The sequence below is a fragment of the Sphingomonas horti genome (assembly GCF_009753715.1).
GTDB lineage: Bacteria > Pseudomonadota > Alphaproteobacteria > Sphingomonadales > Sphingomonadaceae > Sphingomonas_B > Sphingomonas_B horti.
In genome coordinates this window covers 127,055-148,526 of sequence record NZ_WQMS01000001.1, presented here as the reverse complement: position 1 = coordinate 148,526, position 21,472 = coordinate 127,055, and the positions used below count along the sequence as shown (strand labels likewise).

Here is a 21,472-nt window from a genome sequence, read left to right as displayed (position 1 = left end):
CGCAACCGCGGCTTTGCCTTGTTCCGGCGCAACGCGGGGATGAGCCGATGAATCACTTCCCGCCCCGCGACGGCATCGTTCATTGCGAAGACGTGCCGCTGCCGCAGCTCGCGCGCGCGGTCGGCACGCCGGTCTTCGTCTATTCGAGCGGGGCGATGCTCGCGCAGGCGCAGCGCTTGCGGGCGGCGCTTGCCCCTCTCGGCGATCCGCTGATCGCCTACGCGGTCAAGGCCAATCCCAATGCCGCCGTGCTGGCGACGATGGCGGCGGCGGGCCTGGGCGCCGACGTCGTCTCGGGCGGCGAATATGCCCGCGCCCGCGCTTCCGGCGTGCCCGCCGGCAAGATTGTCTTTTCAGGCGTCGGCAAGACGGCGGCGGAAATGCGGCGCGCGCTGGAAGGCGGGCTGCGCCAGTTCAACCTGGAATCCGCCGAGGAGGCGGAAATGCTGTCCGCGGTCGCATCGGCGATGGGCCGCGTCGCGCCGGTCGCGATCCGGGTCAACCCGGATGTCGAGGCCGGCACGCACGCCAAGATCTCGACCGGCGCCGCGCACAGCAAATTCGGCATCCCGATCGCCGATGCGATCGACGCCGCGGCGCGGGTGAAGGCGCTGCCCGGCCTCGACCTTGCCGGGGTTGCCGTGCACATCGGCAGCCAGCTGACCAGCCTGGCGCCGCTGGAACGCGCGTTCGGCAAGCTCGGCGCGCTGATCGCCGAATTGCGTGCCGCCGGACATGATATCCGTACGGCCGACCTGGGCGGAGGCTTGGGGCTCCGTTACGATCCGTCGGCGCCGGAGCCGCCCAGCATCGAGGACTATGGCGCGATGGTCGCTCGGGTCACGCGCGGTTGGGACGTCCGGCTGATCTTCGAGCCCGGCCGGCTGATCGTCGGCGATGCGGGCGTGCTGCTGACCGAGGTGATCCGCGTGAAGGCGGGGGCTGCCCAACCTTTCGTCGTCCTCGACGCGGCGATGAACGACCTGATGCGGCCCAGCCTCTATGATGCGTGGCATGGGATCGAGGCAGTCAGGCCGGACGGCGAAACGATGATCGCGGACATTGTCGGGCCCGTCTGCGAGTCCGGGGACACGTTCGCGACCGCAAGGCTCATCGACCGCGTCGCGGCCGGGGAGCTGATGATTATCCGCACCGCCGGCGCCTATGGCGCGACCATGGCCAGCACCTACAATTCGCGCGCGCTCGTCCCCGAAGTACTGGTCAACGGCGCGGAATGGGAAGTGGTGCGCGAACGGCGCGACACCGAGGCGTTCCTGCGCGAGGAACATGTCCCGGCCTGGGTCGGCCGGGAGCTGGTCGGGTAGCGGCCGTGGCCGCCCGTTGCCCGCGCGGCGCTTCGCGTCCTACATTATTGCGCATCGTACTGAGGTCGTTCGCCATGTCGCAAGTCGCTGCCGCTTCTTTTCTGGCCGCTGCGCCGATTGAGGCCGGCCAGCCCGCCTTCAAGGCCGCGGTGGAGGAATTCCGCCAGCTCCATCGCGAGGAAGTACGGCGGGCGGGCATCGTCGGCAGCAGCTTCTACTTCATCCGGGATGGCCGGACCGTGGTCGCCGATCACCTGGGGGAGCAGGATGCGGATGCGCACATTCCGGTCGACGCGCAGACGATCTACCACTGGGCCTCGATCACCAAGACGATGACCGGGATCGCGATCATGCAGCTGCGCGATCGCGGGCTGCTGACGCTCGACGATCCGATCGTCCGCTACGTGCCGGAACTGGCGGCGGTGCACAACCGGTTCGGCGACACCGACCGGATCACGCTGCGCCAGCTGATGAGCCACAGCGCCGGCTTCGGCGGCGCGACCTGGCCTTGGCGCGAGCATGACTGGCAGCCGTTTGAGCCCAAAAGCTGGGCGCAGCTGGCGGCGATGCTTCCCTATACCGAGGTGCGGTTCAAGCCGGGCACCCGGTTCAGCTACTCCAATCCCGGCATCGTCTATCTCGGCCAGGTGATCGAGCGGCTGTCGGGCGAGGACTATGAAGTCTATGTCGACAAGCATATCCTGAAGCCGCTCGGCATGCATGCCAGCTATTTCGACACGACGCCGCCGCACCTGCTGCCGCACCGGTCGCACAGCTATTATGTCCGGGGCGGGGCACGCACGGCCGCGCCGTTCGACGTCGATACCGGCGTGACCGTATCGAACGGCGGCCTCAACGCGCCGCTGCCGGACATGGCGCGCTACGTCGCTTTCCTGATCGGCGATCCAGAGCGCCAGGCCGAGTACGATCTGGTCCTGAAGCGCGCGTCGCTCGAGGAAATGTGGCGGCCGCAAATCGCGGCGGGCGACGATTTCACCCAAGGCCGGATGGCGGAGACCACCCAGGCCGGCCTGTCCTTCTTCATCGACGATAGCCCCGGTCTGCGCTTCATCGGGCATAATGGCGACCAGAACGGCTTCCGCGCCTATCTGAGCCTGTGCCCCGACCGGCGCGCCGGCAGCCTGCTGGCCTTCAACACCGAGACGCGGCCGGTCGCGAACGATCCGTCGAACCGGGACACGGCGGAATCGCGCATCGCGCTTGCGGCGGGCAAGCTGTGCGAGGCGATCGCGCCGGACGGCTGATCAGCGTCCGGGGCGGAGGACGGTCCGGGCGGTTACGTGCGCGTCGACGGCGGCGCGGCTGAACAGCATCGGCTGCATCTCGCCCCGAATCCAGGGCCGGTAGAAGTCGCTGTAATGCGGCGACCGCGGGTCGTTCGACTGGCCCGGCAGGTTCAGCATCACCGAATTGTCCCAGGCGCCGACATCGATCACCTGAAGATAGCTGGCGCCGCCGCTGACCTGCCAGCCCGGCGCGTCGCGGAGCCAGCGCGCCATGACGGTGTAGGAGTCGCCGCCCGATCCCTCGCTCTCGATCGGCGGAAAGGCAGCGGCGATCGCCGGGATGCGCGCCAGCGGGTGGGTGATACGGACCTGGTGCAGCGCCCCCCAGCGCCACGCGGCGGGATCGGGCCCGAGCTGCGCGGACGCGCTCTGCCAGGCCGCGGCGAGGGCGGCGTCGAACAGGGCGTCGCGCGCCTTGGCCGGGGCGGCTCCGAGCCGGGCGTCGGGCCGCTCCAGCAGCCCCAGCAGCACGGAAGGCGCGATCTCCGTGACCAGCGCCTTGGCACGCTCGGGCACGATCGCCGCCAGCATGCGCGTGCCGAGCTCGCGCCATAGGATCTCGAACAGCGCCGCCGGTCCGCTGTCGCGGTCCAGCCGTGCGTCCCAGCCGCGGAGCATCGCGATGGCCTGTTCCGCGCCGGCCGATCCGCCTTTCGGAAGCAGCGCGATCAACTGCCGCGCGGGTTCGGAGAAGGTGTCGTGCTGGAGCGCGATACTGTCCGCCAGCCGGTGCTTCGGCTGTGCCGCCAGCACGCTGGCGACCCGTTCGTAACGATAGGGATCGCGGAACGAGAAAGCGGGGATGCGGTCGCGCGGCCAGTCCGGCGGCAGGTTGTTCTGGTTGGCCGAGGCGAACCAGCCCTTGGCCGGGTTGTACTCGCTGGGCAGCGCGCGGAAGTCGCGCATGCCGGTCCAGTCGTAGCGGCCGTCGCCGGGCACCGGCATCAGCCCTTCGCCCCGGCGCCGCACCGGAACATAGCCGATCACCTGCCAGCCATGGTTGCCGTCCACATCGGCATAGTGGAAATTGGTCGGCGACGGGTGAAAGCGGAACGCGGCCCCGTGCAGGCTGGCCCAGTCGCGCGCCAGGTTGATCGCGATCATCGCGAAGGCGCCGCTGCCGCCGGGCTGCAGCTCGATGGTGGCGACCGCACTGGCCCGGCGCTTCGCGGGATCGTGCGCGACCACCGGACCCTGCACCGCGTAGCGCAGCGTAACGGCCTTGGGCGGGGCGTCCTTGACCGGAATGGAGAGCTCGACGCGTTCGAAGCGCTTCCATCCGCCGTCGTGGCGATAGCGCTCCGGGTCCTCCGGATGCAGCTCCAGGATGAACAGGTCTTCCTGGTCGATATGGAAATTGGTGCGGCCGAACGCGAAGCGGTCGGTATGGCCCTGCATGATGCCCGGCAGGCCCGGCGCGCCGCCGCCGATCACGTCCAGGCCGGGCGCGCTAAGATGGGCGACGTGGCGCGGGCCGAAGCCGCCGATGCCCAGATGCGGATCGTTGGCGAGGATCGGCCGCCCGGTCGCGGTGCGCCGTGGCCCGACCGTCCAGGCGTTGCTGCCCGCGTTGGCGCGCTCGGTCGCGTCGGTGCGCGGACCGTCGGGATCGTCCTTCGGAACCAGCGCGCCGAACGGCAGCCGCCCCAGCCGCAGCACGCCCAGGTCGGTCTCGGTCACCGCGGCGGCGTCGAGGCCGTCCGGCACGGCGAGCGGCCAGGCCGGCCGCAACGGCGCGACCACTTCGTCAAGCTCCAGCAAGCCCATGCCGGCAAGCCGCGCGCGCCGAACCTCGTCGTCCATGTTGCCGATCGAGGCGTTGCGCGCCAGCACCAGGTCCTCGACGTCCCATTTGAGCGGGCTCACCCCCAGGATGTGGTATTCCAGCGGTAGCTGAGCGGGATCGTCCATCACCTCGTCGATGCGGGCGTTGATGCCGGCGACATAGGCGCGCGCGCAGGCCAGGATGTTAGGCGGGACGGCGGCGAGCTCCGCCTTCAGATCGCCGCGATAGTGGAACAGCCGCGCGACCGCGTCATGCGGCGCGAATTCGGGCCCGAACGCTTCCGCCAGCCGGCCCATCTCACGCCGATGCGACAGGTCGATCTGGAACAGCCTGTCGCGCGCGACAACATAGCCCTGGCCGAAAAAAGCGTCCGGGATCGATCCGGCGCGGATGTGGGGAACGCCATAGGGATCGTCGACGATCTCGATCGGCGCCGACAGCGCGGCCGCGTCCACGCGGCGGAGCCGGGCGGGGGGCAGCGCGGCTGCGGCGCCGCCGGCGGCCGACAAAGCCGCCAGGGTCGCGGCCGAGCCAAGCAGAAACGAGCGGCGGTCGAGCATCAGCCATCATCCCCGGTTGTGACGCCGCAGGCTAGCCCTCGCAGCCGCCGCGCGTCCCATCACAAGCACTTGGCCAACCATAGAGGCAAGCTATGGCGCCTTGGAAGGCGCGTGCGCGGCGCCCGGCTGTCGCCGGTTCGGCGCTTATCCGGCGGAGGCGGCCCCGGCGACCAGCGCCTTGATCCGACGATTGAGACCGTCGCAGAGCAGCGGCTTTTCGATCAACTCCGCCCCCGCCTCGGCGACCGCCTTGCAGATGCTGCGGGTGGGATTGCTGGTGATGAGGACGGCGGGGAGGCGAACGCCGCGCGAGCGCAGCAGGCCCAGCAGCGCCAGACCATTCATGCCGGGCAGCCGGTAGTCGAGCACCAGGCACGCATCGTCCGGATGAGGCGGGCGCCGCGCCAAGGCCTCTCCGTCCTCGAAGCTTTCGACGACGAACCCGTCCAGCTCGAGGGAAAACGCCAGCGCTGCGCGGACCGCCGGATCATCGTCCACCAACAATATCCGTCGTGCGTCGCTCATCGTCGTCCCCGGCACCAGGAGGGGCGGCGCAGGCAGGCGCCGCCCCGGTTTTGGTTCAGGCGGCCTTGCGCCACATCGGCGCGAGCTCGTTGTGCGGCGGGCAGGGCGCCACTGCGCGCTGCGGCAGGCCGGCAAGCTCGTTGGCGAAGCCGTGATTGACATCGCGGTGATGGGCCTCGTCGGCGCGCACCACCAGCACCACGTCGCGCAGCGTCGCCGTATCCGGCAGGTTCCAGTAGCGCCTGGCGATCGACGGCGCCGGCACGTTCGGCGAGCGCCCCTCGTCGATCTCGGCAAGGTAATGGGTGTAGCTGATCACCGCCTCTTCCTCGAAATAGCCGACGACGCGGTGCGCGGTCTTCGGGCTGATCAGGTAAAGGGCGAAGAAGAACAGGTAGAAGACCCATTGCACGCCGATGATCACCGCGCGCTCGAACCAGGTCGGTTGCGCGACCTCGATGAACGTCATCAGGTGCATTCGCTCGTTTTCGGCTTCGTCCATCAGCGTACGGATCCAGCCGCGATCGTCCTTCATCCGGCGGAGGCTGTGAAGGTGGTTGATGGTCGCGCCGACCATGCCGGGCACGGCCGCGACGGTTTCGAGCACAACCGCGCGGTGCCCATAGCGCTCCGCAAAGAAGGTGTCGGCGCACCAGCGCAGCGCCTTGGTGAAGCCGAACGCGATGCGGTCCGACAGACCCTTGGGCGCGTGGTGGATGCTCACGTCGATGAACGGTGCAGTCATGGCCTAACTCCTGTGCTGGCAGCGCTTTTCGAGCGCTCCCGGGGCCTTGGGCACGGAATTAGGAGGGGGCGGGCGGAGCCGGAATTCGGGTCTTCACCCTAAGTATGTTCACGGAGGTCGCGCTTTCCGTGCGGCCTCCCTATGAGGCGGGCATGGACTGGCGCCTGGCCCGACGAGACCTGCTTGCGAAGCTGCTGATCCGGATCGATCCGTGGCTCGGCTGCGCGATCGCCGCCGCGGCCGTTGCGGCCGGGTTCGCGGCGCGACTTGGGCTGGAACGGCTGCTGGGACAAAGCACGACCTATATCTTCTTCGTGCCGGCAGTGGTGATCGCGGCGGCGCTGTCGGGGCTCTGGCCCGGCCTGTTCGCGACGGCGCTGGGCGCGGGCGCCGGCCTATATATCGACTCCCTGTCCGGCCAGATCAGCACCGGGAATTGGGTCGGCGGCGCCGTCTTCCTGCTGGTCGGGACCGCCGTGACCGTCGGCGGCGAGGGCTATCACGGCGCGCGCCAATATACCGAGGAGGTGAACGCCGGCATCGCCCAGCGTGAGGCGCATCTCCGCTCGATCCTGGAGACGGTGCCCGACGCGATGGTCGTGATCGACGAAGCCGGGTTGATCCGCGACTTCAGCCATGCCGCCGAGCGGCTGTTCGGCTGGTCCGCCGAGGAAGTGGCCGGGCGGAACGTCAAGATGCTGATGCCGTCGCCTTATCGCGAGGCGCATGACGGCTATCTGCAGCGTTACTATCGCACCGGCGAGCGGCGGATCATCGGTATCGGACGCGTCGTGGTGGGCGAGCGCAAGGACGGCTCGACCTTCCCGATGGAACTGGCGGTCGGCGAGATGAGTGGCGCGGACGGGCGTTTCTTCACAGGGTTCGTGCGCGACCTGACCGAGCGGCAGCAGACCGAGACCCGGATGCAGGAACTGCAGTCGGAGCTGGTCCATGTCTCACGGCTGACGGCACTCGGCGAAATGGCCTCGGCGCTGGCGCACGAGCTGAACCAGCCCTTGTCCGCGATCGCCAATTACCTGAAGGGCAGCAAGATGCTGCTCGACCGCGACGCGCCGCCGCACGCGCGCATCGCCGATGCCGTGGACAAGGCCGCGGACGAAGCGCTCCGGGCCGGGCAGATCATTCGCCGCCTGCGCGATTTCGTCGCCCGCGGCGAAACGGAACGCAGCATCGAAAGCCTGCCCAAGCTGGTCGAGGAAGCAAGCGCTCTCGCCCTGGTCGGCGCGAAGGAGCACGGCATCCGCGTCCGCTTCGACTTCAGCCCCGACGTCGACCTCGTGCTCGCCGACAAGGTGCAGATCCAGCAGGTGGCGCTGAACCTGATGCGCAACGCCGTCGATGCGATGGCCGGCTGCCCGCAGCGCGACCTGATCGTGACGATCGCACCGGCCGACGACGAGATGGCGCTGGTCAGCGTCGCCGATACCGGGCCGGGGATCAGCCCGAAGGTCGCCGACCAGTTGTTCCAGCCGTTCGTGACGACGAAGCGCACCGGCATGGGCGTGGGGCTTTCCATTTCGCGCACGATCATTGAAGCGCATGGCGGCCGGATCTGGGTCGAGCCAAACAAGGGCGGGGGCGCGGTGTTTCGCTTCACCCTGCCGAGCGTGGGCAAGGAGGAACTTTTCGATGGCGAATGAGCCGGTGGTGCATGTGATCGACGATGACGATTCGGCGCGGCAGTCGCTGGCGTTCCTGATCGATTGCGCCGGCCTCCAGGTCCGATCCTACGCGTCTGCCGTGGAGTTCCTGGAAGCTGTGCCGGACATGGCGCATGGCTGCATCGTCACCGATGTCCGCATGCCGGAGATGAGCGGGATCGAGCTGCTCGGGCGATTGAAGGCACTGGGCGTGCGCGACCCGATCATCGTCATCACCGGCCACGCGGATGTGCCGATGGCGATCCAGGCGATGAAGGAAGGCGTCGCCGATTTCATCGAGAAGCCGTTCAGCGACGACGCGATCCTGACGGCGATCCGCACGGCGCTGGCGCGGCAGAGCGACCGCGCCCAGGCCGACGAGGAGCGGGCGCTGGTCAACGAGCGGCTGGCGACGCTGTCGCAGCGCGAGCGCGAAGTGCTCGACGGGCTGGTCGAGGGACATGCGAACAAGGTGATCGCGTTCGACCTCGACATCAGCGCGCGCACGGTCGAGGTCTATCGGGCGAACGTGATGGCGAAGATGCACGCCCGCAGCCTGTCGGAGCTGGTCAGGATGGTGACGATCGCGCGCCTTCCCGGCTGAACCGCGCCGAAGCTAGTGCCGGGCGGCGGCGGACTCCTCGCGGATGGCGCGGAACTCCGAGCCCGGGCGCCATTGCGGCCACTGGTGCGAAAAGGCGAGGGTCCGGCCGATGTCGAGGAGGAGCTCGACATCCTGAGCGGCGCCGCGGAAGTCGAGCGCGGGCGACCATGTGTCGCAGGTCTGGTGGTAGCAGGCCATATAGCCTTCAAGCCATTTCTCGCCCGCCCGCTTGCCACCCTCAACCAGAGTGTGTGGCCCGGCGATGCCCATCAGCAGCAGCGTCGGCACGCCGCGCCGGGCGAAGGAGAAATGGTCGGCGCGGTAGAACAGCCCGCGCTCCGGCAGCGTCTCGGGCGTGACGGTGCGGCCCTGGGCCTTCGCCGCGCGGGCGAGGTCATCCTCCAGGCTGCTCTGGCCGGCGCCGACCAGCACCACGTCATGCGCGGGGCCGCCGGTCTGCAGGATGTCCATGGTCAGGTTCGCGACCGTTTTGTCGAGCGGAAAGAGCGGGTGGACGGCGTAGGTTTCGGAGCCGAGCAGACCGCGTTCCTCGGCGGTCCAGGCGGCGAACACGATCGTGCGGTCCGGCTTCGGCCCCGAGGCGAACGCGCGGGCGATCTCGACCAGGCCGGCAATGCCGATCGCGTCGTCGGCGGCGCCGGGACGGATCGTCCGTCCCTGCGCGTCCGGAGCGCCGATGCCGTAGGCGTCCCAATGCGCGCCGTACATCACCGTCTCGTCGGGCCGCTTCGCGCCGGCGATCTTGCCGAGCACATTGTAGCTCTGCACCTGCTCCGACGTGACGGGCAGGTCTGCGGAGAAGGTCGCGCCGGGGAGCGTCACCGGCTTGAACGACGGGCTGCGTGCTTCGCCGCGAAGCCTGTCCAGATCGAGCCCGGCGCGGCGGAACAGGTCGCGCGCGGCCTCGCCTTCCAGCCAGCCCTGGAGCAGAATCGGCCGGACCGGGCCAGTGCGCACGATGTCGTAATTCTCGCCGCCGGGTGCGACTACCGTGCTCCAGCCATAGCCGGCGCCCGGCGTGTCGTGAACGATCAGCGCGGCGATGGCACCCCGGCGGGCGGCTTCCTCATATTTGTAGGTCCAGCGGCCGTAATAGGTCATCGCCTTGCCGCCGAAGCGGCCGGCGGACGGCTCGCCCGGCTTCGCCTCGAAATCGGGGTCGTTGACCAGGAACACGGCAACCTTGCCGCGCAGGTCGACACCCTTCAAATCGTCCCATTGCCGCTCCGGTGCGTTTACGCCGTAGCCGACGAACACCAGGGGTGCGTTGGCGATCGCGACGCGATCGACCGGCCGAACCGTGCTGACATAGACCTGCTGCTTCTGCTGGAGGGGAAGGATCGCGCCGCCAAGGTCGACGCGCATCGTGCCCGCGCCCAGGCGCGTGTGGACAAGCGGCACGCGCTGGGTCCAGCCGCCATCGTCGCCGGCCGGCGACAGGCCGGCTTCCTTGAAGCGCGCGACCAGATAGGCGATCGTCTTCTTCTCGCCCTCGGTGCCCGGTGCGCGGCCCTGGAACGCGTCCGAAGCCAGCACGCGCGTGGTCTCCGACAGGCGCGCTGGATCGACGCTCTGCGCGGGCGCCGCCGCCGACAGGCAGGCGGCGATGACGGCGACGGACCGGATCGCGATCATTGTTCGGCCTCTTCCTCTTCGGCTTCCTCGCCCCCGCTCTGCTTCGACGTACCCGCCGGCTGGGCAGGCAGCGCCTTGCGCTCGACCGGCTTCAGTCCGGCGCGCTTCAGCTGGGCGTTCAGCGGCGCGAGCTCGGCATCGAGCAGCTGGTCGAGCGCCTTCAGCTGGGTGTCGAGCCGGGCGGAGAGGTCCGCGAAGACCAGTTCGCTCTGCTCGGTCGGCGGCGCGTCGGCGCTTTCGACCGTGCCGATCAGCCCGGCCAATTTGTCGTTGAGCATGATCGGGTAATTGAGCGGGTCCTGCCGGCTGCGATTGCGGACCTGGTAAATCCGGCCCTCGACCGCGCTCAATTTCTCGTCGAAGCTCGAGAGCGCGCCCTTGACCGCCGGGTCGGTCGCTTTCTTCGCTGCCACCTCAGTCTGCTGCTTGATGCCGCGGATCAGCAGCACGGCCTGGTTCGCTTGGCTGACGCGGGCCGAGATGCGGCTGGCGAAATCGAACCGGCGCTGCAGGTCGGCGGGATCGGCCTTGGCGCGCGGGTCGGAGCGGATGTCGAACGCCTGCTCCTGCACCTTGCCGTCGACGGTCAGCCGGGCGGTATAGCGGCCGGGCACCGCCTGGATGCCGCGATTGCGGCTGGTCCACAGGATCATGTCGGGAAACTCGGTGAAGCCCGGATAGTGCATGTTCCAGGTGAAACGATTGAGGCCCTGCTTCATGTCCGCGGTCGGGACCGGCTTCGGCCCGTTATCGTCCTCGTCTTCTCCCTCGTCCTTCTTCGTTTCCTCCTTCACGCCGCCGGCGAAGCTCTGCACGAGCTTGCCGTCGGGGCCGATGATGTCGAGGCTCAGCTTCTTCGGCGCCTTGGGCAGGAAATAGTCGACCGCGACGCCGGCATCGACGCCGCGCACCGCGGGCGCCGGCTTGAACAGCGTCACATGCTTGTCGCTGCCGGGCTCGACCTGACGCAGCACGTCGATGTTGTCCATGACCCAGAAGGAGCGGCCATGGGTGCCGATCACCAGGTCGTGATCGGTGACGGCCAGGTCGGCGACCTGCACGGCGGGCAGGTTGCGCTGCAATTTGTGCCAACGGTCGCCATTGTCGAGCGACACCCAGACGCCCCGCTCGGTGCCGAGATAGAGCAGGCCCGGGCGGACCAGATCCTCGCGGATGCTGCGGGCGATCTCGTCGTCCGGAATGCCTTTGCTGATCGGAGTCCAGCTGCGGCCATAGTCGCTGGTCTTCAGCACATAGGGCTTGAAGTCGCCCAGCAGGAAGCGGTGGCCGGTCAGATAGGCGGTGCCGGGCTTGTGCGGCGAATCCTCGATCGTCGTGATCTTCAGGTAAGGCGGCAGCCCGGCCGGCGTGACGTCGACCCAGTTCGCGCCGCCGTCACGCGTGACATGAACCATGCCGTCGTCGGAGCCGGCCCAGATCACGCCTTTTTCGAGGCGCGACGGCGCGAGCGCGAACACCGTGCCGTAGGTCTCGACGCCGGTCTGGTCGAGCGTGATCGGCCCGCCGGACGGGCCCAGCGTCGACGGATCGTGACGGGTGAGGTCGGGGCTGATCCGCTCCCAGCTCTGGCCTTCGTTGCGTGTACGCCAGACATGCTGCGAGGCGACGTAGAGCGTCTGCGGGTCCTTCGGATCGAACACGATCGGATAGGTCCATTGGAACCGCTCGGCGATGTCGCCCGCGGAATAGCCCATCGGATTGTCCGGCCGAACATTGATGCTGCGCGTCTGGCCGGTCGCGTAATCGAAGCGGTCGAGCTGGCCGCCGTAGCTGCCGGCGTAGAAGATGTTCGGGTTGCGCGGGTCGTTCGCGATGTAGCCGCTCTCGCCGCCGCCGACTTCGAAGCCATATTGGCCGCCCAGCACGTTCTTGAACTTCCAGTCTCGCGAGGGGACGCAGATGGTCGTGTTGTCCTGCTGCGCGCCGCAGACGAAATAAGGGAAGTGGTGGCTGATCGTGACCCGGTAAATCTGGGCGGTCGGGAAATCCTGCTCGGTCCAGCTCTCGCCGGCATTGACGCTGACATTGGCGCCGCCGTCATTGCCCTGGACCATCCGCTGGTTGTCGTTGCCGGCGATCCACAGGTCGTGATTGTCGCCGTGCGGCACCTTGATCTTTTTCTTGAACGTCTTGCCGCCATCGTCGGAGCGGAAGAACTGGACGTTCAGCACATAGACGCGGTCCTTCAGCTTCGGATCGGCGATGATGCGCGAATAATAGAATGCGCGCTGACGCAGGTCGCGGCTGTCGTTGGTCCGCGCCCAATGCGCGCCGCCATCGCTGGAGACGAACACGCCGCCATCGGCATGCTCGACGATCGCGTACACGCGGTTGGCATCGGCCGGCGAGACGCTGACGCCGATCTTCCCGATCGGTCCGCTCTGCGGCATGCCCGGAGCGCGGGTCAGCTCGGTCCAGGTCGCGCCGCCGTCGCTGCTCTTGAACAAGCCGCTGCCCGGCCCGCCCGAGCTCATCGCCCAGGGCTTGCGCCAAGCTTCCCACAGAGCGGCATAGAGCGTGTCGGGATGGTTGGGATCAATCGAGATGTCGACCGCGCCGGTGCGGGGATCGCGGTACAGGATCTTCTTCCAGCTCTTGCCGCCGTCGGTCGTCTTGTAGACGCCGCGCGCCTCGCTCTCGGTCCCATAGGGACCGAAGCCGCCGACATAGGCGGTGTCGCAATCCTTCGGATGGATGCGGACGCGGGAGAAATTCTGGACGTCAGTGAGGCCGATCTTCTTCCAAGTTTTGCCGGCGTCCGTCGATTTCCAGACGCCGTCGCCGGGCATGATGTTGCCGCGCAACTCGGTCTCGCCGGTGGTCAAGTAAACCACGTCGGGATTGGCCTCGCACACCGCGACGCCGCCGACTGCGGAATTGTCGAGCTGACCGTCGGTGACCGGCTTCCAGGTCGTGCCGCCGTCGGTCGTCTTCCACAGCCCGCCGCCGACCGCGCCGAAATAATATTCGTTCGGGCGGGCAACGCTGCCGGCCACCGCGATCGAGCGGCCGCCGCGATTGGGGCCGATGTTTCGCCACTTGAGCCCAGTGAAGAAGGCTTCCTCGCCCTTCGGTGGCGGTGCCGCTTCGGCTTTCGCGGCCGGCTTGTCGCTGTCCGCCGCATGGGCGGTGCCCACCGACAGCGCCAGCGCGGAAACACAGACGAACCAAAATCCCAGACGCCGCATCGATCGCTCCCCTTTATTTGCTGTTGGCCTGTAACATAGCCGTGTCTGCCGGCAACGCGTCTGCGTAGCCGCCGCCCAGGGCGCGGACGAGGGCCACCGCGGTGCGCATCCGCTCCGTGCCCACCCCGATCGCCGCGCGCTCGGCATCGAGCGCGGCCGTCTGGGCGGTCACAACTTCGAGATAGTCGGCGGCGCCTTCGCGGTAGCGAGTGAGGGCGAGTTCGCTCGTCCGTGCCGCCGCGGTTGCCGCCGCGTTCTGGTCCACGGCCTGCGCCGCGAGCAGACGCGACGCCGCGAGCGCGTCCTCGACTTCACGGAAGGCGGTGAGCACCGCCTCGCGGTAGCTTGCTGCCGCCTCGTCATATTGCGCGCGCGTCAGCCGCACGCGGGCTTGACGCCGTCCACCGTCGAACAGGTCGAGCGCGGCCGAAATCGGTCCCAGCGCCCAGAAGCCGGCCGGCGCGCTCAACAGGCTGCCATGGCTGCTTTCGAAACCGCCGGCGAGGCCCAGCGTCAGGTCGGGGAAGAAGGCGGCACGGGCGACGCCGATCCGCGCGTTCGTCGCCGCGATCCGGCGTTCCGCCGCGGCGACGTCCGGTCGGCGCTGCACCAAGGCGGCGGGCGCCTCGGCCGGAACGGGAGGCGGGGCGAGGACGCCAGCCGCGGTCGGCGCGATCGACAGCGCCGACGGCGTGGTGCCGACCAGCGCCGCGATCTCGTGCTCGGTCGCGGCGCGGCGATTGGCGACGGCGGAGATCTGCGCGCGCGCGTCCGACAGCAGGGTCTGGGCGCGATTGACGTCAAGACCGGATGCCGCCCCGCCATCATGCCGTGCCTCGGTAAGCTCCAGCGCCTTCGCATAGGCATCGACCGTCGCGCGGAGCAGCGCCGCCTCGGCATCGAGGCCGCGAAGGCGCAGATAGGCGTCGGCCAGCGCGGCGTGCAGGCTCAGGCGGACGGCGGCGAGATCGGCTCCGCTCGCATCCGCCTCGGCGCGTGCGGCGCGGACCGAGTTGCGCACGCGGCCCCACAGGTCGAACTCATAGCTCAGCGCAGCGCCGAGGCTCGCATCAGTGAAGCGGCCGGCGGCGCTCGCCCCGGGCCTGCGCGCGGAGGTCAACTCGCGGGTCAGATCGGCCGAGGCGGTGACGGTCGGGTACAAGTCCGCAGCAGCTTCGCCGGCCGCCGCGCGCGCGGCGTCGTAGCGGGCGACGGCGGCGGCGAGAGTCGGGCTCGCCCCTTCGATTCGCGCCTCGAGATCGTCGAGCATGGGGTCGCCGAACATCGACCACCAGGCGCCGCGCGGGGCGGCGTCGAGCGGCGCTGCGGCGACCCAGCCGGCCGGCGCTTCCTTGTAGGCCGCGGGCGCGGCGATCGCCGGGCGCGCGTAGTCGGGCGCCATCGAGCAGCCGGCCAGCAGCAGCGCGGGGGCGAGGCTAGCCGCGCGCACGGGCCTCGACCTTGAGCTGGTCGCCAGTCTCGATTGCATCGGGCGGCGTGTCGACCACGCGCTCGTCGCCCTTCAGGCCGGCGACGATCTCGACTTCCTTGCCCTGGTCGCGGCCGATCTGGACCGTTTGCAGGCGCGCGCGGCCGCTCTTGTCAACGATCACAACCGTCGGCCCCGACTCGCGGAACAGGATCGCGCTGCCCGGCAGCCGCAAGGCATTGGCGGCGGCGGGAAGGGGGAACGTGACCGTCGCATAGGCGCCGGGCTTCAGCGCGCGGTCGCTGTTGTCGGCCTGGAGCTCGACCAGCACCGTTCCCGATTGCGGATCGACCGCGCCGGCCGTGCGGACCAGGACAGCGTTGAAGGTTCGGCCTGGATATTCAGGGACAGTGAGCGTCACCCCGAGCCCCGGGTGGACCTGCGCCGAAAAGCTTTGCGGCACGCGAACATAGATGCGCAGCCGACGGACGTCCGACACCGTAAACAGCGGCTGCGCCGAGGCGTTGCCGGACGTAACCAGCGCGCCGATCTGGGCCGAGCGACTGGTGACGATGCCGGAGAAGGGCGCCGTCAGCCGCTCGAAACCCTGCACCGCGCGCAGCCGACTGACGTTCGCCAGCTGGGCATTGGCAACGGCGGTCTTTGCCGCATAGTCGCCGGCCTTCTCGTCAGCTTCCTGGCGCGAGACCGCATCCTTTCTCAGCAGCGTCTGCCAGCGCTCCGCAGTGGTACGCGCGAGCTTCTGGTTGGCGAGCGCCGTCTGGTAGTCGGCCTGGGCCTGGGCGAGCTGCTGGTCGACTTCAGGCGCGTCGAGAATGGCGAGCGTCTGTCCGGCGGCGACGCTGTCGCCGATATCGACCAGCCATCGCCGCACATAGCCGTTGGTGCGCGCGAAGATCGGCGCGCTGTTGAACGCCTGGACGTTGCCGGGCAGCTGCAGCTCGGCCGTGCTCGCGCCGCGTTTGGGCTGGACGACGGTTACGATCGGCACGGCATTTTCGCGCGCCGCCGTCGCCAACTCGTGCCCGGCGCTGATCCGGGTCGACACGCCGACCGCGACGATAGCGGCGGCCGTGAATGCTGCGACCAGCCCGGTGCGTTTCAGGGTGCGCGACTGCGCTTCATCAAGCATGGGCGGGTTCAAGCTCCGAGGGCGGTCCGGCCACGCGCCCGCGGCGGTGGACGAAGCTGAAGACGGTGGGGACGAAGAACAGGGTCGCGATGGTGGCGGCGACGAGGCCGCCGATCACCGCGCGGCCGAGCGGCGCGTTCTGCTCGCCGCCTTCGCCAAGGCCGAGCGCCATCGGCAGCATGCCGATGATCATCGCGAGCGCGGTCATCAGCACCGGGCGGAAGCGGACCAGGCCGGCCTCCAGCGCCGCCTTGCTTGCGTCGCCCAGCTCGGCCAGCCGTTCGCGCGCGAAGCTGACGACCAGGATCGAGTTGGCGGTCGCCACGCCCATGCACATGATCGCGCCGGTCAGCGCCGGCACCGACAGAGTGGTCCCGGTCGCGAACAGCGTCCAGACGATCCCGGCGAGCGCCGCGGGAAGGGCGGTGATGATGACGAACGGATCGAGCCAGCTCTGAAAGTTCACGACGATCAGCAGGTAGATCAGCACGATCGCGCCGATCAGGCCGAAGGCGAGACCTGAAAAAGCTGCGTTCATCGTCTGGTACTGGCCGCGCATCGTGACCGTGACGCCCTTGGGCTGCTCCTTCTTGAGCCCATCGATCGCGCGCTGGACATCGGCGGAGACGGCGCCGAGGTCGCGGCCCGCCGGCGCGGCGTACACGTCGATAACGGGCTGCACGTCATAGTGGTTGACGACCGGCACGGTGCTGCTGCGGCTGACCCTGGCGATGCCGCCCAGCGTCTGCACGGCGCTGCCGTCGCCGCCGGAAATGGGAAGTCCCTGCAGCGCCGCCATCGATCCGACGCGATATTCGGGCGCCTGCGTCACCACCGAATAGGACACGCCGTTTTCCGGATTGAGATAGAAGACCGGCTCCGTCGTGCCCGAGCCGGCCAGCGAGGTGGCGAGGCTGGCGGTCACGTCCTTCTCCGTCAGTCCGTACTGGCCGATGCGCGAGCGGTCGATGTCGACGTTCAGCTGCGGCGCCCGCGCCGGTTGCTGGATGCGTGCATCGGCGAGGCCCGGAATGGTGCGGATGCGGCGCAGCAGTTTTTCCGCATAGGCGGTATTGTCCTCCATCTTTCGCCCGCTGATCTGCACGTCGATCGGCGCCGGCGCGCCGAAGTTCAAAATCTGGCTGGTGATGTCCGCCGGCAGGAACGAGAAGGTCGTGCCGGGGAAGCTGCGTGGCAGCTCGCGCCTGAGCGTCGCGACATGGTCCTTGGTCGGGCGATGGCCCTTGGTGAGGGCGATCAGGATATCGCCGTCCTGCGGCCCGATCGTGCCTGAGTTGTTGTAGGTCGTGTTGATGGAGCTGACCGGCAGGCCGATATTGTCGGCGGCCGACAGCAGTTCGCTGGGCGGGATCAGCTCCCGGATGCGGCGTTGGATGCGGTCGAACTGCGCCGCCGTGTCCTCGACCCGCGACCCGACCGGCGCGCGGACATGGATCATGATTTGTCCTGAATCCACGTCCGGGAAGAAGTTGCGGCCCAGGAACGGCAGCAGCGCGAACGAGACCAGGACAATACCGAGAAAACCCAGCATGAACGGCTTGCGCCGGGCGAGCGCCTCGCCGAGCAGCGCGCCATAAAAGGTCCGCGCCTTTTCGAACCGCGCCTCGAACCCCCGCTGGAACCGCACCAGCGGATTGCGTGACCCCGGGGCGCCCGCTGCGTGCACGTCCTCGCCCGGCGCATGCGGCTTCAGCAGGTACATGGCCATGGTCGGCACCAGCGTGCGCGACAGCACGAACGACGCGATCATCGCGAACACCACCGCCAGCGCCATCGGCACGAACAGGAAACCGGCGACGCCTGGCAGGAAAAACATGGGGACGAAGACGATGCAGATGCAGAGCAGGGAGACGAAGGCGGGCGTCACGATCTGCGCGGCGCCGTCCAGGATCGCCTGGATCACGCCCTTGCCCTGTTCGAGGTGCCAGTTGATGTTCTCGATCGTGACCGTCGCGTCATCGACCAGGATGCCGACCGCGAGCGCGAGGCCGCCCAGCGTCATCACGTTGAACGTCTGACCCGCCGCCGCCAGCCCGGCGATGGCGGCAAGAATCGAAAGCGGGATCGACAGCGCGATGATCAGGGTCGAGCGCCAGGAGCCCAGGAACAGCAGGATCATCAGCGAGGTCAGCGCCGCGGCGATCACGCCTTCGTGCACCACGCCGCTGACCGCCGCGCGCACGAACAGCGACTGGTCCCCGACCGGCACGATCTTCAGCGCGTCCGGCAGCCCTTCCATGATCTTCGGCAATTTGTCCTTGACCGCCTGCACGATCGACAGCGTCGAGGTCGCGCCGTTCTTCAGGATCGTGATCAGCACCGAGCGGTTGCCGTCGACATGGACGATGTTGGTCTGCGGCGCGCTGCCGTCGCGGACGTGCGCCACATCGCGCAGATAGATGGTCGCGCCGTTCACGACCTTGACCGGCAGGGCGTTCAGTTCCTCGACCGACGCCGGCGCGTTGTTCAGCTTTACGCTGTACTGATAGGTGCCGATCTTGACGAAGCCGGCTGGATTGATCTGGTTCTGCGCGGCGATCGCGGCCGTGACGTCGGGCGCCGCCAGCCCCTTCGACTGGAGCGCGGCGGGATCGAGATCGACCTGGATCTGCCGGGACTTACCGCCATAGGGCGCGGGCATCGCGATGCCGGGGACGGAGATCAGCTGGATCCGAACCTGGTTCATCGCGATGTCGTTCAGCTGCTGCTCGGTCAGCCCCTTGCCCGACAGAGCCAGCTGCATGATCGGCACGGTCGAGGCATTGTAGTTGAGGATCAGCGGCGGCGTCGCCCCGGGCGGCATCTGCCGCAGCACCGTCTGCGACACCGACGTGACCTGGGCAGTGGCGGTGCGGATATCGGCCCAGGGCTGCAGGAACACCTTCACCACCGCGATGCCTTCGAGCGACTGGCTCTCGACATGCTCGATGTCGTTGACGGTGGTGGTGAGCGTGCGCTCGAACGGCGTGATGATCCGGCTGGACATCTCCTCCGGCGGAAGGCCGCCATATTTCCAGGCGGTCGCGATCACCGGCACCGGAATGTCGGGGAAGATGTCGACCGGCGTGCGGATCGCTGCCAGCACGCCCACGATCGCGATCAGCATGGCCATCACGATGAAGGTGAGCGGTCGCTTGAGGGCGATGCCGACAATGCCGATCATGCACGTCTCCGGCCCGAACCGCGGCGCCCAACCGGGCGGTTCGCCCAAGAAACCCCGACCGAAGGCGAGCACCCCCTGCCCGAATCCCGATCGGCGGCGTTCTTGCCCCAATTATACCGGCCAGCGCAACGCCTAACCGGCTCGAGCCGCATAAGGATTTGCGCCAGGGCCGGCGCGGCTGATAGGCGAAAGCCGGACCGGCCGGTCGGTCTTTCTATGCGGGAGGGACGCGTTGGCGCGCACCCAGGCGGCGGATTACGAGCAGCGGCGCGAAGCGATCGTCGACCGGGCCGCGCGGCTGTTCGCCCGCCGCGGGTTCGACGGCAGCTCGGTCGCCGACCTGGCGGCCGCGTGCGACACGTCCAAATCGCTGATCTATCATTACTATCCGTCGAAAGAGGATATCCTCTACGCGGTCATGTCCTCGCACATCGACCAGCTGGTCGCCGATGTCGGGGCAGTGCTCGCGCGCGGCGGCGGTGCGGCGGAGCAGCTCGACGCGCTGATCCACACCTTCATGGGCCATTATGTCGGTGCCGCGGACCGGCAGAAAGTGCTGCTGAACGAGCTCGACAGCCTGCCGCCCGAGCAGCGGGCGACGGTGGTGGCCAAGCAGCGGCGCGTGGTCGATGCGGTCCAGGCGCTGCTGGTCGCGCTGGACCCGGAGCTCGGCCTCGATCCCGCGCGGGCGCGGGCAAAGACGATGCTGCTGTTCGGCATGATCAACTGGACCCACACCTGGTACGATCCCGACGGGCCGATCCCGCCTGCGCAGATCGCCGACATGGCGCTGGCGATGGTTCAGGCGTCGTAGTCGAGCACGACGTCGTCGCTGGCCGGCACCGCCTGGCAGGTCAGCACATAACCCTGCGCCACTTCCTCCGGGCTGAGGCCATAATTCGCCTTCATCTCGACTTTGCCGGAGACCAGCTTCGCGCGGCAGGTCGCGCAGACGCCCGCCTTGCAGGCGAACGGTGCGGGCAGGCCGGCTGCGCGGGCGTTTTCGAGGATGCTGCCCTTCTCCGCATCGAAGGCTAGGCGCCGCCGTCGGCCGTCCAGCGTCACCTGCACCATGCGGCCGGCCGCGTCCTGCTCCAGCGAGCGGACCCGCGCCGCCTGCTCGGCGGTCATCTCGCCGACCGTGAAGCGCTCGATCAGGATGCGATCCTTCGCCACTCCGGCCGAGAGCAAGGCCGCCTCGGCCGCATCCATCATAGGGCCAGGGCCGCAGATGAAGGCCGCGTCGATCGAATTCGGCTCGACCAGCGACGCCAGCACTTCGGCGATCTTCGCCTGGTCGAGGCGGCCGTTGAACAGCTCGACCTCCTCATCCTCCTCTTCGAGAAAATGGTAGATCTGCAAGCGCTCCATGAACCGGTTCTTGAGCGCGGCCAGCTCTTCCAGGAACATGATCGTGTTGGAGGAGCGGTTGCCGTACAGCAGAGTGAAGCGGCTGTCCGGCTCGACCGACAGTGCCGTCTTCAGCAGCGACAAGACCGGCGTGATGCCGGAGCCGCCGGCAAAGCCGACATAGTCGCGCGCTGCATTCGGGTCGAAGCCCCAGGTGAAACTGCCGTGCGGCGGCATCACGTCGATGGCGTCGCCGGGCTTCAGCGTCTCGTTCGCCCAATTGGAGAAGATGCCGCTGCCGATCCGCTTGATCGCGATCCGAAGCTCGCCTTCGTGCGGTGCGACACAGAGCGAGTAATTGCGCCGCACGTCCTCGCCGCCGATTTCGGTGCGCAACGTCAGATGCTGGCCGGGCGCGAAGCGAAACGCCTCGCGCAGCTCATCGGGGAGGTGGAAGCGCAGCGAGACCGCGTCGTCGATCTCGCGGCGCACATCGGCGATGGTCAGGCGATGGAAAGCGGCGGACATGGCGGTTCCGTCAATGGCATTTGAAACGGTCGAACGGCTCGGCGCAGGCGCGGCAACGCCACAGCGCCTTGCATGGCGTCGAGCCGAAGCGGCTGACTTCCTCCGTATCGGTCGAGGCGCATTGCGGGCAGGTGGCGGTCGCGGCGAGGGAGGGCGGGGCGATGCCGTAGGCGTGGAGCTTGGCATGGCCTTCCGGCGTGATCCAGCCGGTGGTCCAGGACGGCGACAGCACGGTTTCGACGGCGACCTCCCGATAGCCGGCGGCGTCGAGCGCGGCGCGGATCGAGGCCTCGATCGCGAGCGTTGCGGGGCAGCCGGTATAGGTAGGGGTGATCGTCACCCGGTGCGGCTCGACGCCGCGAACGATGCCGAGGTCCACCACAGAGACGACAGGGATTTCAGGATCGGGAACGCCCTTGAGCACTTCCCACACTCGAGACGCCACGCCCG

15 protein-coding genes are annotated in these 21,472 nt (G+C 68.5%); 5 read left to right on the top strand and 10 right to left on the bottom strand.

Annotated elements, in window-relative coordinates:
* The first annotated feature begins 47 nt into the window (after positions 1-47).
* Together lysA and GON01_RS00685 are read left to right on the top strand one after the other, a co-directional pair.
* Positions 48-1,325 carry a diaminopimelate decarboxylase gene (gene lysA / locus GON01_RS00690; RefSeq protein WP_157025059.1) on the top strand — a complete coding sequence of 426 codons (1,278 nt, stop codon included), beginning with the start codon at positions 48-50 and terminating at the stop codon, positions 1,323-1,325.
* A 74-nt stretch (positions 1,326-1,399) separates the two neighbouring features.
* A complete protein-coding gene (locus GON01_RS00685; RefSeq protein WP_181600150.1) occupies positions 1,400-2,590 on the top strand; it encodes a serine hydrolase domain-containing protein in 1,191 nt (396 codons plus the stop codon).
* On the opposite strand, the gene GON01_RS00680 is transcribed toward GON01_RS00685, so the two are convergent.
* The 3 genes from GON01_RS00680 to GON01_RS00670 form a co-directional block, all read right to left on the bottom strand.
* The gene (locus tag GON01_RS00680) at positions 2,591-4,978 is read right to left on the bottom strand and encodes a penicillin acylase family protein (protein WP_157025056.1); all 2,388 of its coding nucleotides are present in this window, start codon (positions 4,976-4,978) and stop codon (positions 2,591-2,593) included.
* A gap of 144 nt (positions 4,979-5,122) precedes the next feature.
* The gene (locus tag GON01_RS00675; RefSeq protein ID WP_181600149.1) at positions 5,123-5,503 is read right to left on the bottom strand and encodes a response regulator transcription factor; all 381 of its coding nucleotides are present in this window, start codon (positions 5,501-5,503) and stop codon (positions 5,123-5,125) included.
* Between the two features lie 55 nt (positions 5,504-5,558).
* Positions 5,559-6,248 (bottom strand): alternative oxidase, encoded by a 690-nt coding sequence (locus GON01_RS00670; RefSeq protein ID WP_157025052.1) that lies wholly within the window; start codon positions 6,246-6,248, stop codon positions 5,559-5,561.
* A 152-nt stretch (positions 6,249-6,400) separates the two neighbouring features.
* Here GON01_RS00670 and GON01_RS00665 point away from each other — a divergent pair, with 152 nt between their 5' ends.
* Together GON01_RS00665 and fixJ are read left to right on the top strand one after the other, a co-directional pair.
* A complete protein-coding gene (locus GON01_RS00665) occupies positions 6,401-7,909 on the top strand; it encodes a PAS domain-containing sensor histidine kinase (RefSeq protein ID WP_157025050.1) in 1,509 nt (502 codons plus the stop codon).
* Positions 7,899-8,513, top strand: coding sequence for a response regulator FixJ (gene fixJ, locus GON01_RS00660; RefSeq protein ID WP_157025048.1), 615 nt, complete (start codon positions 7,899-7,901; stop codon positions 8,511-8,513). The genes GON01_RS00665 and fixJ overlap by 11 nt, the downstream gene beginning before the upstream one ends.
* Before the next feature lie 12 nt (positions 8,514-8,525).
* Here fixJ and GON01_RS00655 read toward each other — a convergent pair whose 3' ends face one another.
* The 5 genes from GON01_RS00655 to GON01_RS00635 are packed head-to-tail and all read right to left on the bottom strand — an operon-like array spanning position 8,526 to position 19,144.
* Entirely contained in the window at positions 8,526-10,169 is a 1,644-nt protein-coding gene (locus GON01_RS00655; RefSeq protein WP_157025046.1) for a M28 family metallopeptidase, read from the bottom strand.
* Positions 10,166-13,378 carry a WD40/YVTN/BNR-like repeat-containing protein gene (locus tag GON01_RS00650; protein WP_157025044.1) on the bottom strand — a complete coding sequence of 1,071 codons (3,213 nt, stop codon included), beginning with the start codon at positions 13,376-13,378 and terminating at the stop codon, positions 10,166-10,168. Before GON01_RS00650 ends, GON01_RS00655 begins: the two co-directional genes overlap by 4 nt.
* 13 nt (positions 13,379-13,391) lie before the next feature.
* A complete protein-coding gene (locus tag GON01_RS00645; protein WP_157025042.1) occupies positions 13,392-14,867 on the bottom strand; it encodes an efflux transporter outer membrane subunit in 1,476 nt (491 codons plus the stop codon).
* Complete coding sequence (locus tag GON01_RS00640) at positions 14,815-15,960, bottom strand: efflux RND transporter periplasmic adaptor subunit (protein WP_157025040.1); 1,146 nt, start codon at positions 15,958-15,960, stop codon at positions 14,815-14,817. Before GON01_RS00640 ends, GON01_RS00645 begins: the two co-directional genes overlap by 53 nt.
* The gene (locus GON01_RS00635) at positions 15,953-19,144 is read right to left on the bottom strand and encodes an efflux RND transporter permease subunit (protein ID WP_157025038.1); all 3,192 of its coding nucleotides are present in this window, start codon (positions 19,142-19,144) and stop codon (positions 15,953-15,955) included. Before GON01_RS00635 ends, GON01_RS00640 begins: the two co-directional genes overlap by 8 nt.
* A 232-nt stretch (positions 19,145-19,376) precedes the next feature.
* Here GON01_RS00635 and GON01_RS00630 point away from each other — a divergent pair, with 232 nt between their 5' ends.
* The gene (locus GON01_RS00630) at positions 19,377-19,958 is read left to right on the top strand and encodes a TetR/AcrR family transcriptional regulator (protein ID WP_157025037.1); all 582 of its coding nucleotides are present in this window, start codon (positions 19,377-19,379) and stop codon (positions 19,956-19,958) included.
* Here GON01_RS00630 and paaE read toward each other — a convergent pair.
* The gene (gene paaE / locus GON01_RS00625) at positions 19,946-21,022 is read right to left on the bottom strand and encodes a 1,2-phenylacetyl-CoA epoxidase subunit PaaE (RefSeq protein WP_157025036.1); all 1,077 of its coding nucleotides are present in this window, start codon (positions 21,020-21,022) and stop codon (positions 19,946-19,948) included. The two genes, GON01_RS00630 and paaE, sit on opposite strands and share 13 nt — an antisense overlap.
* Before the next feature lie 10 nt (positions 21,023-21,032).
* A complete protein-coding gene (paaD, locus tag GON01_RS00620; protein WP_309503668.1) occupies positions 21,033-21,467 on the bottom strand; it encodes a 1,2-phenylacetyl-CoA epoxidase subunit PaaD in 435 nt (144 codons plus the stop codon).
* Positions 21,468-21,472: the final 5 nt, after the last annotated feature.

Excerpts from the sequence above, each read along its gene's own strand:
- lysA (WP_157025059.1), top strand. The coding sequence starts at position 48 with ATGAATCACTTCCCGCCCCGCGACGGCATCGTTCATTGCGAAGACGTG.
- GON01_RS00685 (WP_181600150.1), top strand. The coding sequence starts at position 1,400 with ATGTCGCAAGTCGCTGCCGCTTCTTTTCTGGCCGCTGCGCCGATTGAG.
- GON01_RS00680 (WP_157025056.1), bottom strand. The coding sequence starts at position 4,978 with ATGCTCGACCGCCGCTCGTTTCTGCTTGGCTCGGCCGCGACCCTGGCG.
- GON01_RS00675 (WP_181600149.1), bottom strand. The coding sequence starts at position 5,503 with ATGAGCGACGCACGACGGATATTGTTGGTGGACGATGATCCGGCGGTC.
- GON01_RS00670 (WP_157025052.1), bottom strand. The coding sequence starts at position 6,248 with ATGACTGCACCGTTCATCGACGTGAGCATCCACCACGCGCCCAAGGGT.
- GON01_RS00665 (WP_157025050.1), top strand. The coding sequence starts at position 6,401 with ATGGACTGGCGCCTGGCCCGACGAGACCTGCTTGCGAAGCTGCTGATC.
- fixJ (WP_157025048.1), top strand. The coding sequence starts at position 7,899 with ATGGCGAATGAGCCGGTGGTGCATGTGATCGACGATGACGATTCGGCG.
- GON01_RS00655 (WP_157025046.1), bottom strand. The coding sequence starts at position 10,169 with ATGATCGCGATCCGGTCCGTCGCCGTCATCGCCGCCTGCCTGTCGGCG.
- GON01_RS00650 (WP_157025044.1), bottom strand. The coding sequence starts at position 13,378 with ATGCGGCGTCTGGGATTTTGGTTCGTCTGTGTTTCCGCGCTGGCGCTG.
- GON01_RS00645 (WP_157025042.1), bottom strand. The coding sequence starts at position 14,867 with ATGCAATCGAGACTGGCGACCAGCTCAAGGTCGAGGCCCGTGCGCGCG.
- GON01_RS00640 (WP_157025040.1), bottom strand. The coding sequence starts at position 15,960 with ATGCTTGATGAAGCGCAGTCGCGCACCCTGAAACGCACCGGGCTGGTC.
- GON01_RS00635 (WP_157025038.1), bottom strand. The coding sequence starts at position 19,144 with ATGATCGGCATTGTCGGCATCGCCCTCAAGCGACCGCTCACCTTCATC.
- paaE (WP_157025036.1), bottom strand. The coding sequence starts at position 21,022 with ATGTCCGCCGCTTTCCATCGCCTGACCATCGCCGATGTGCGCCGCGAG.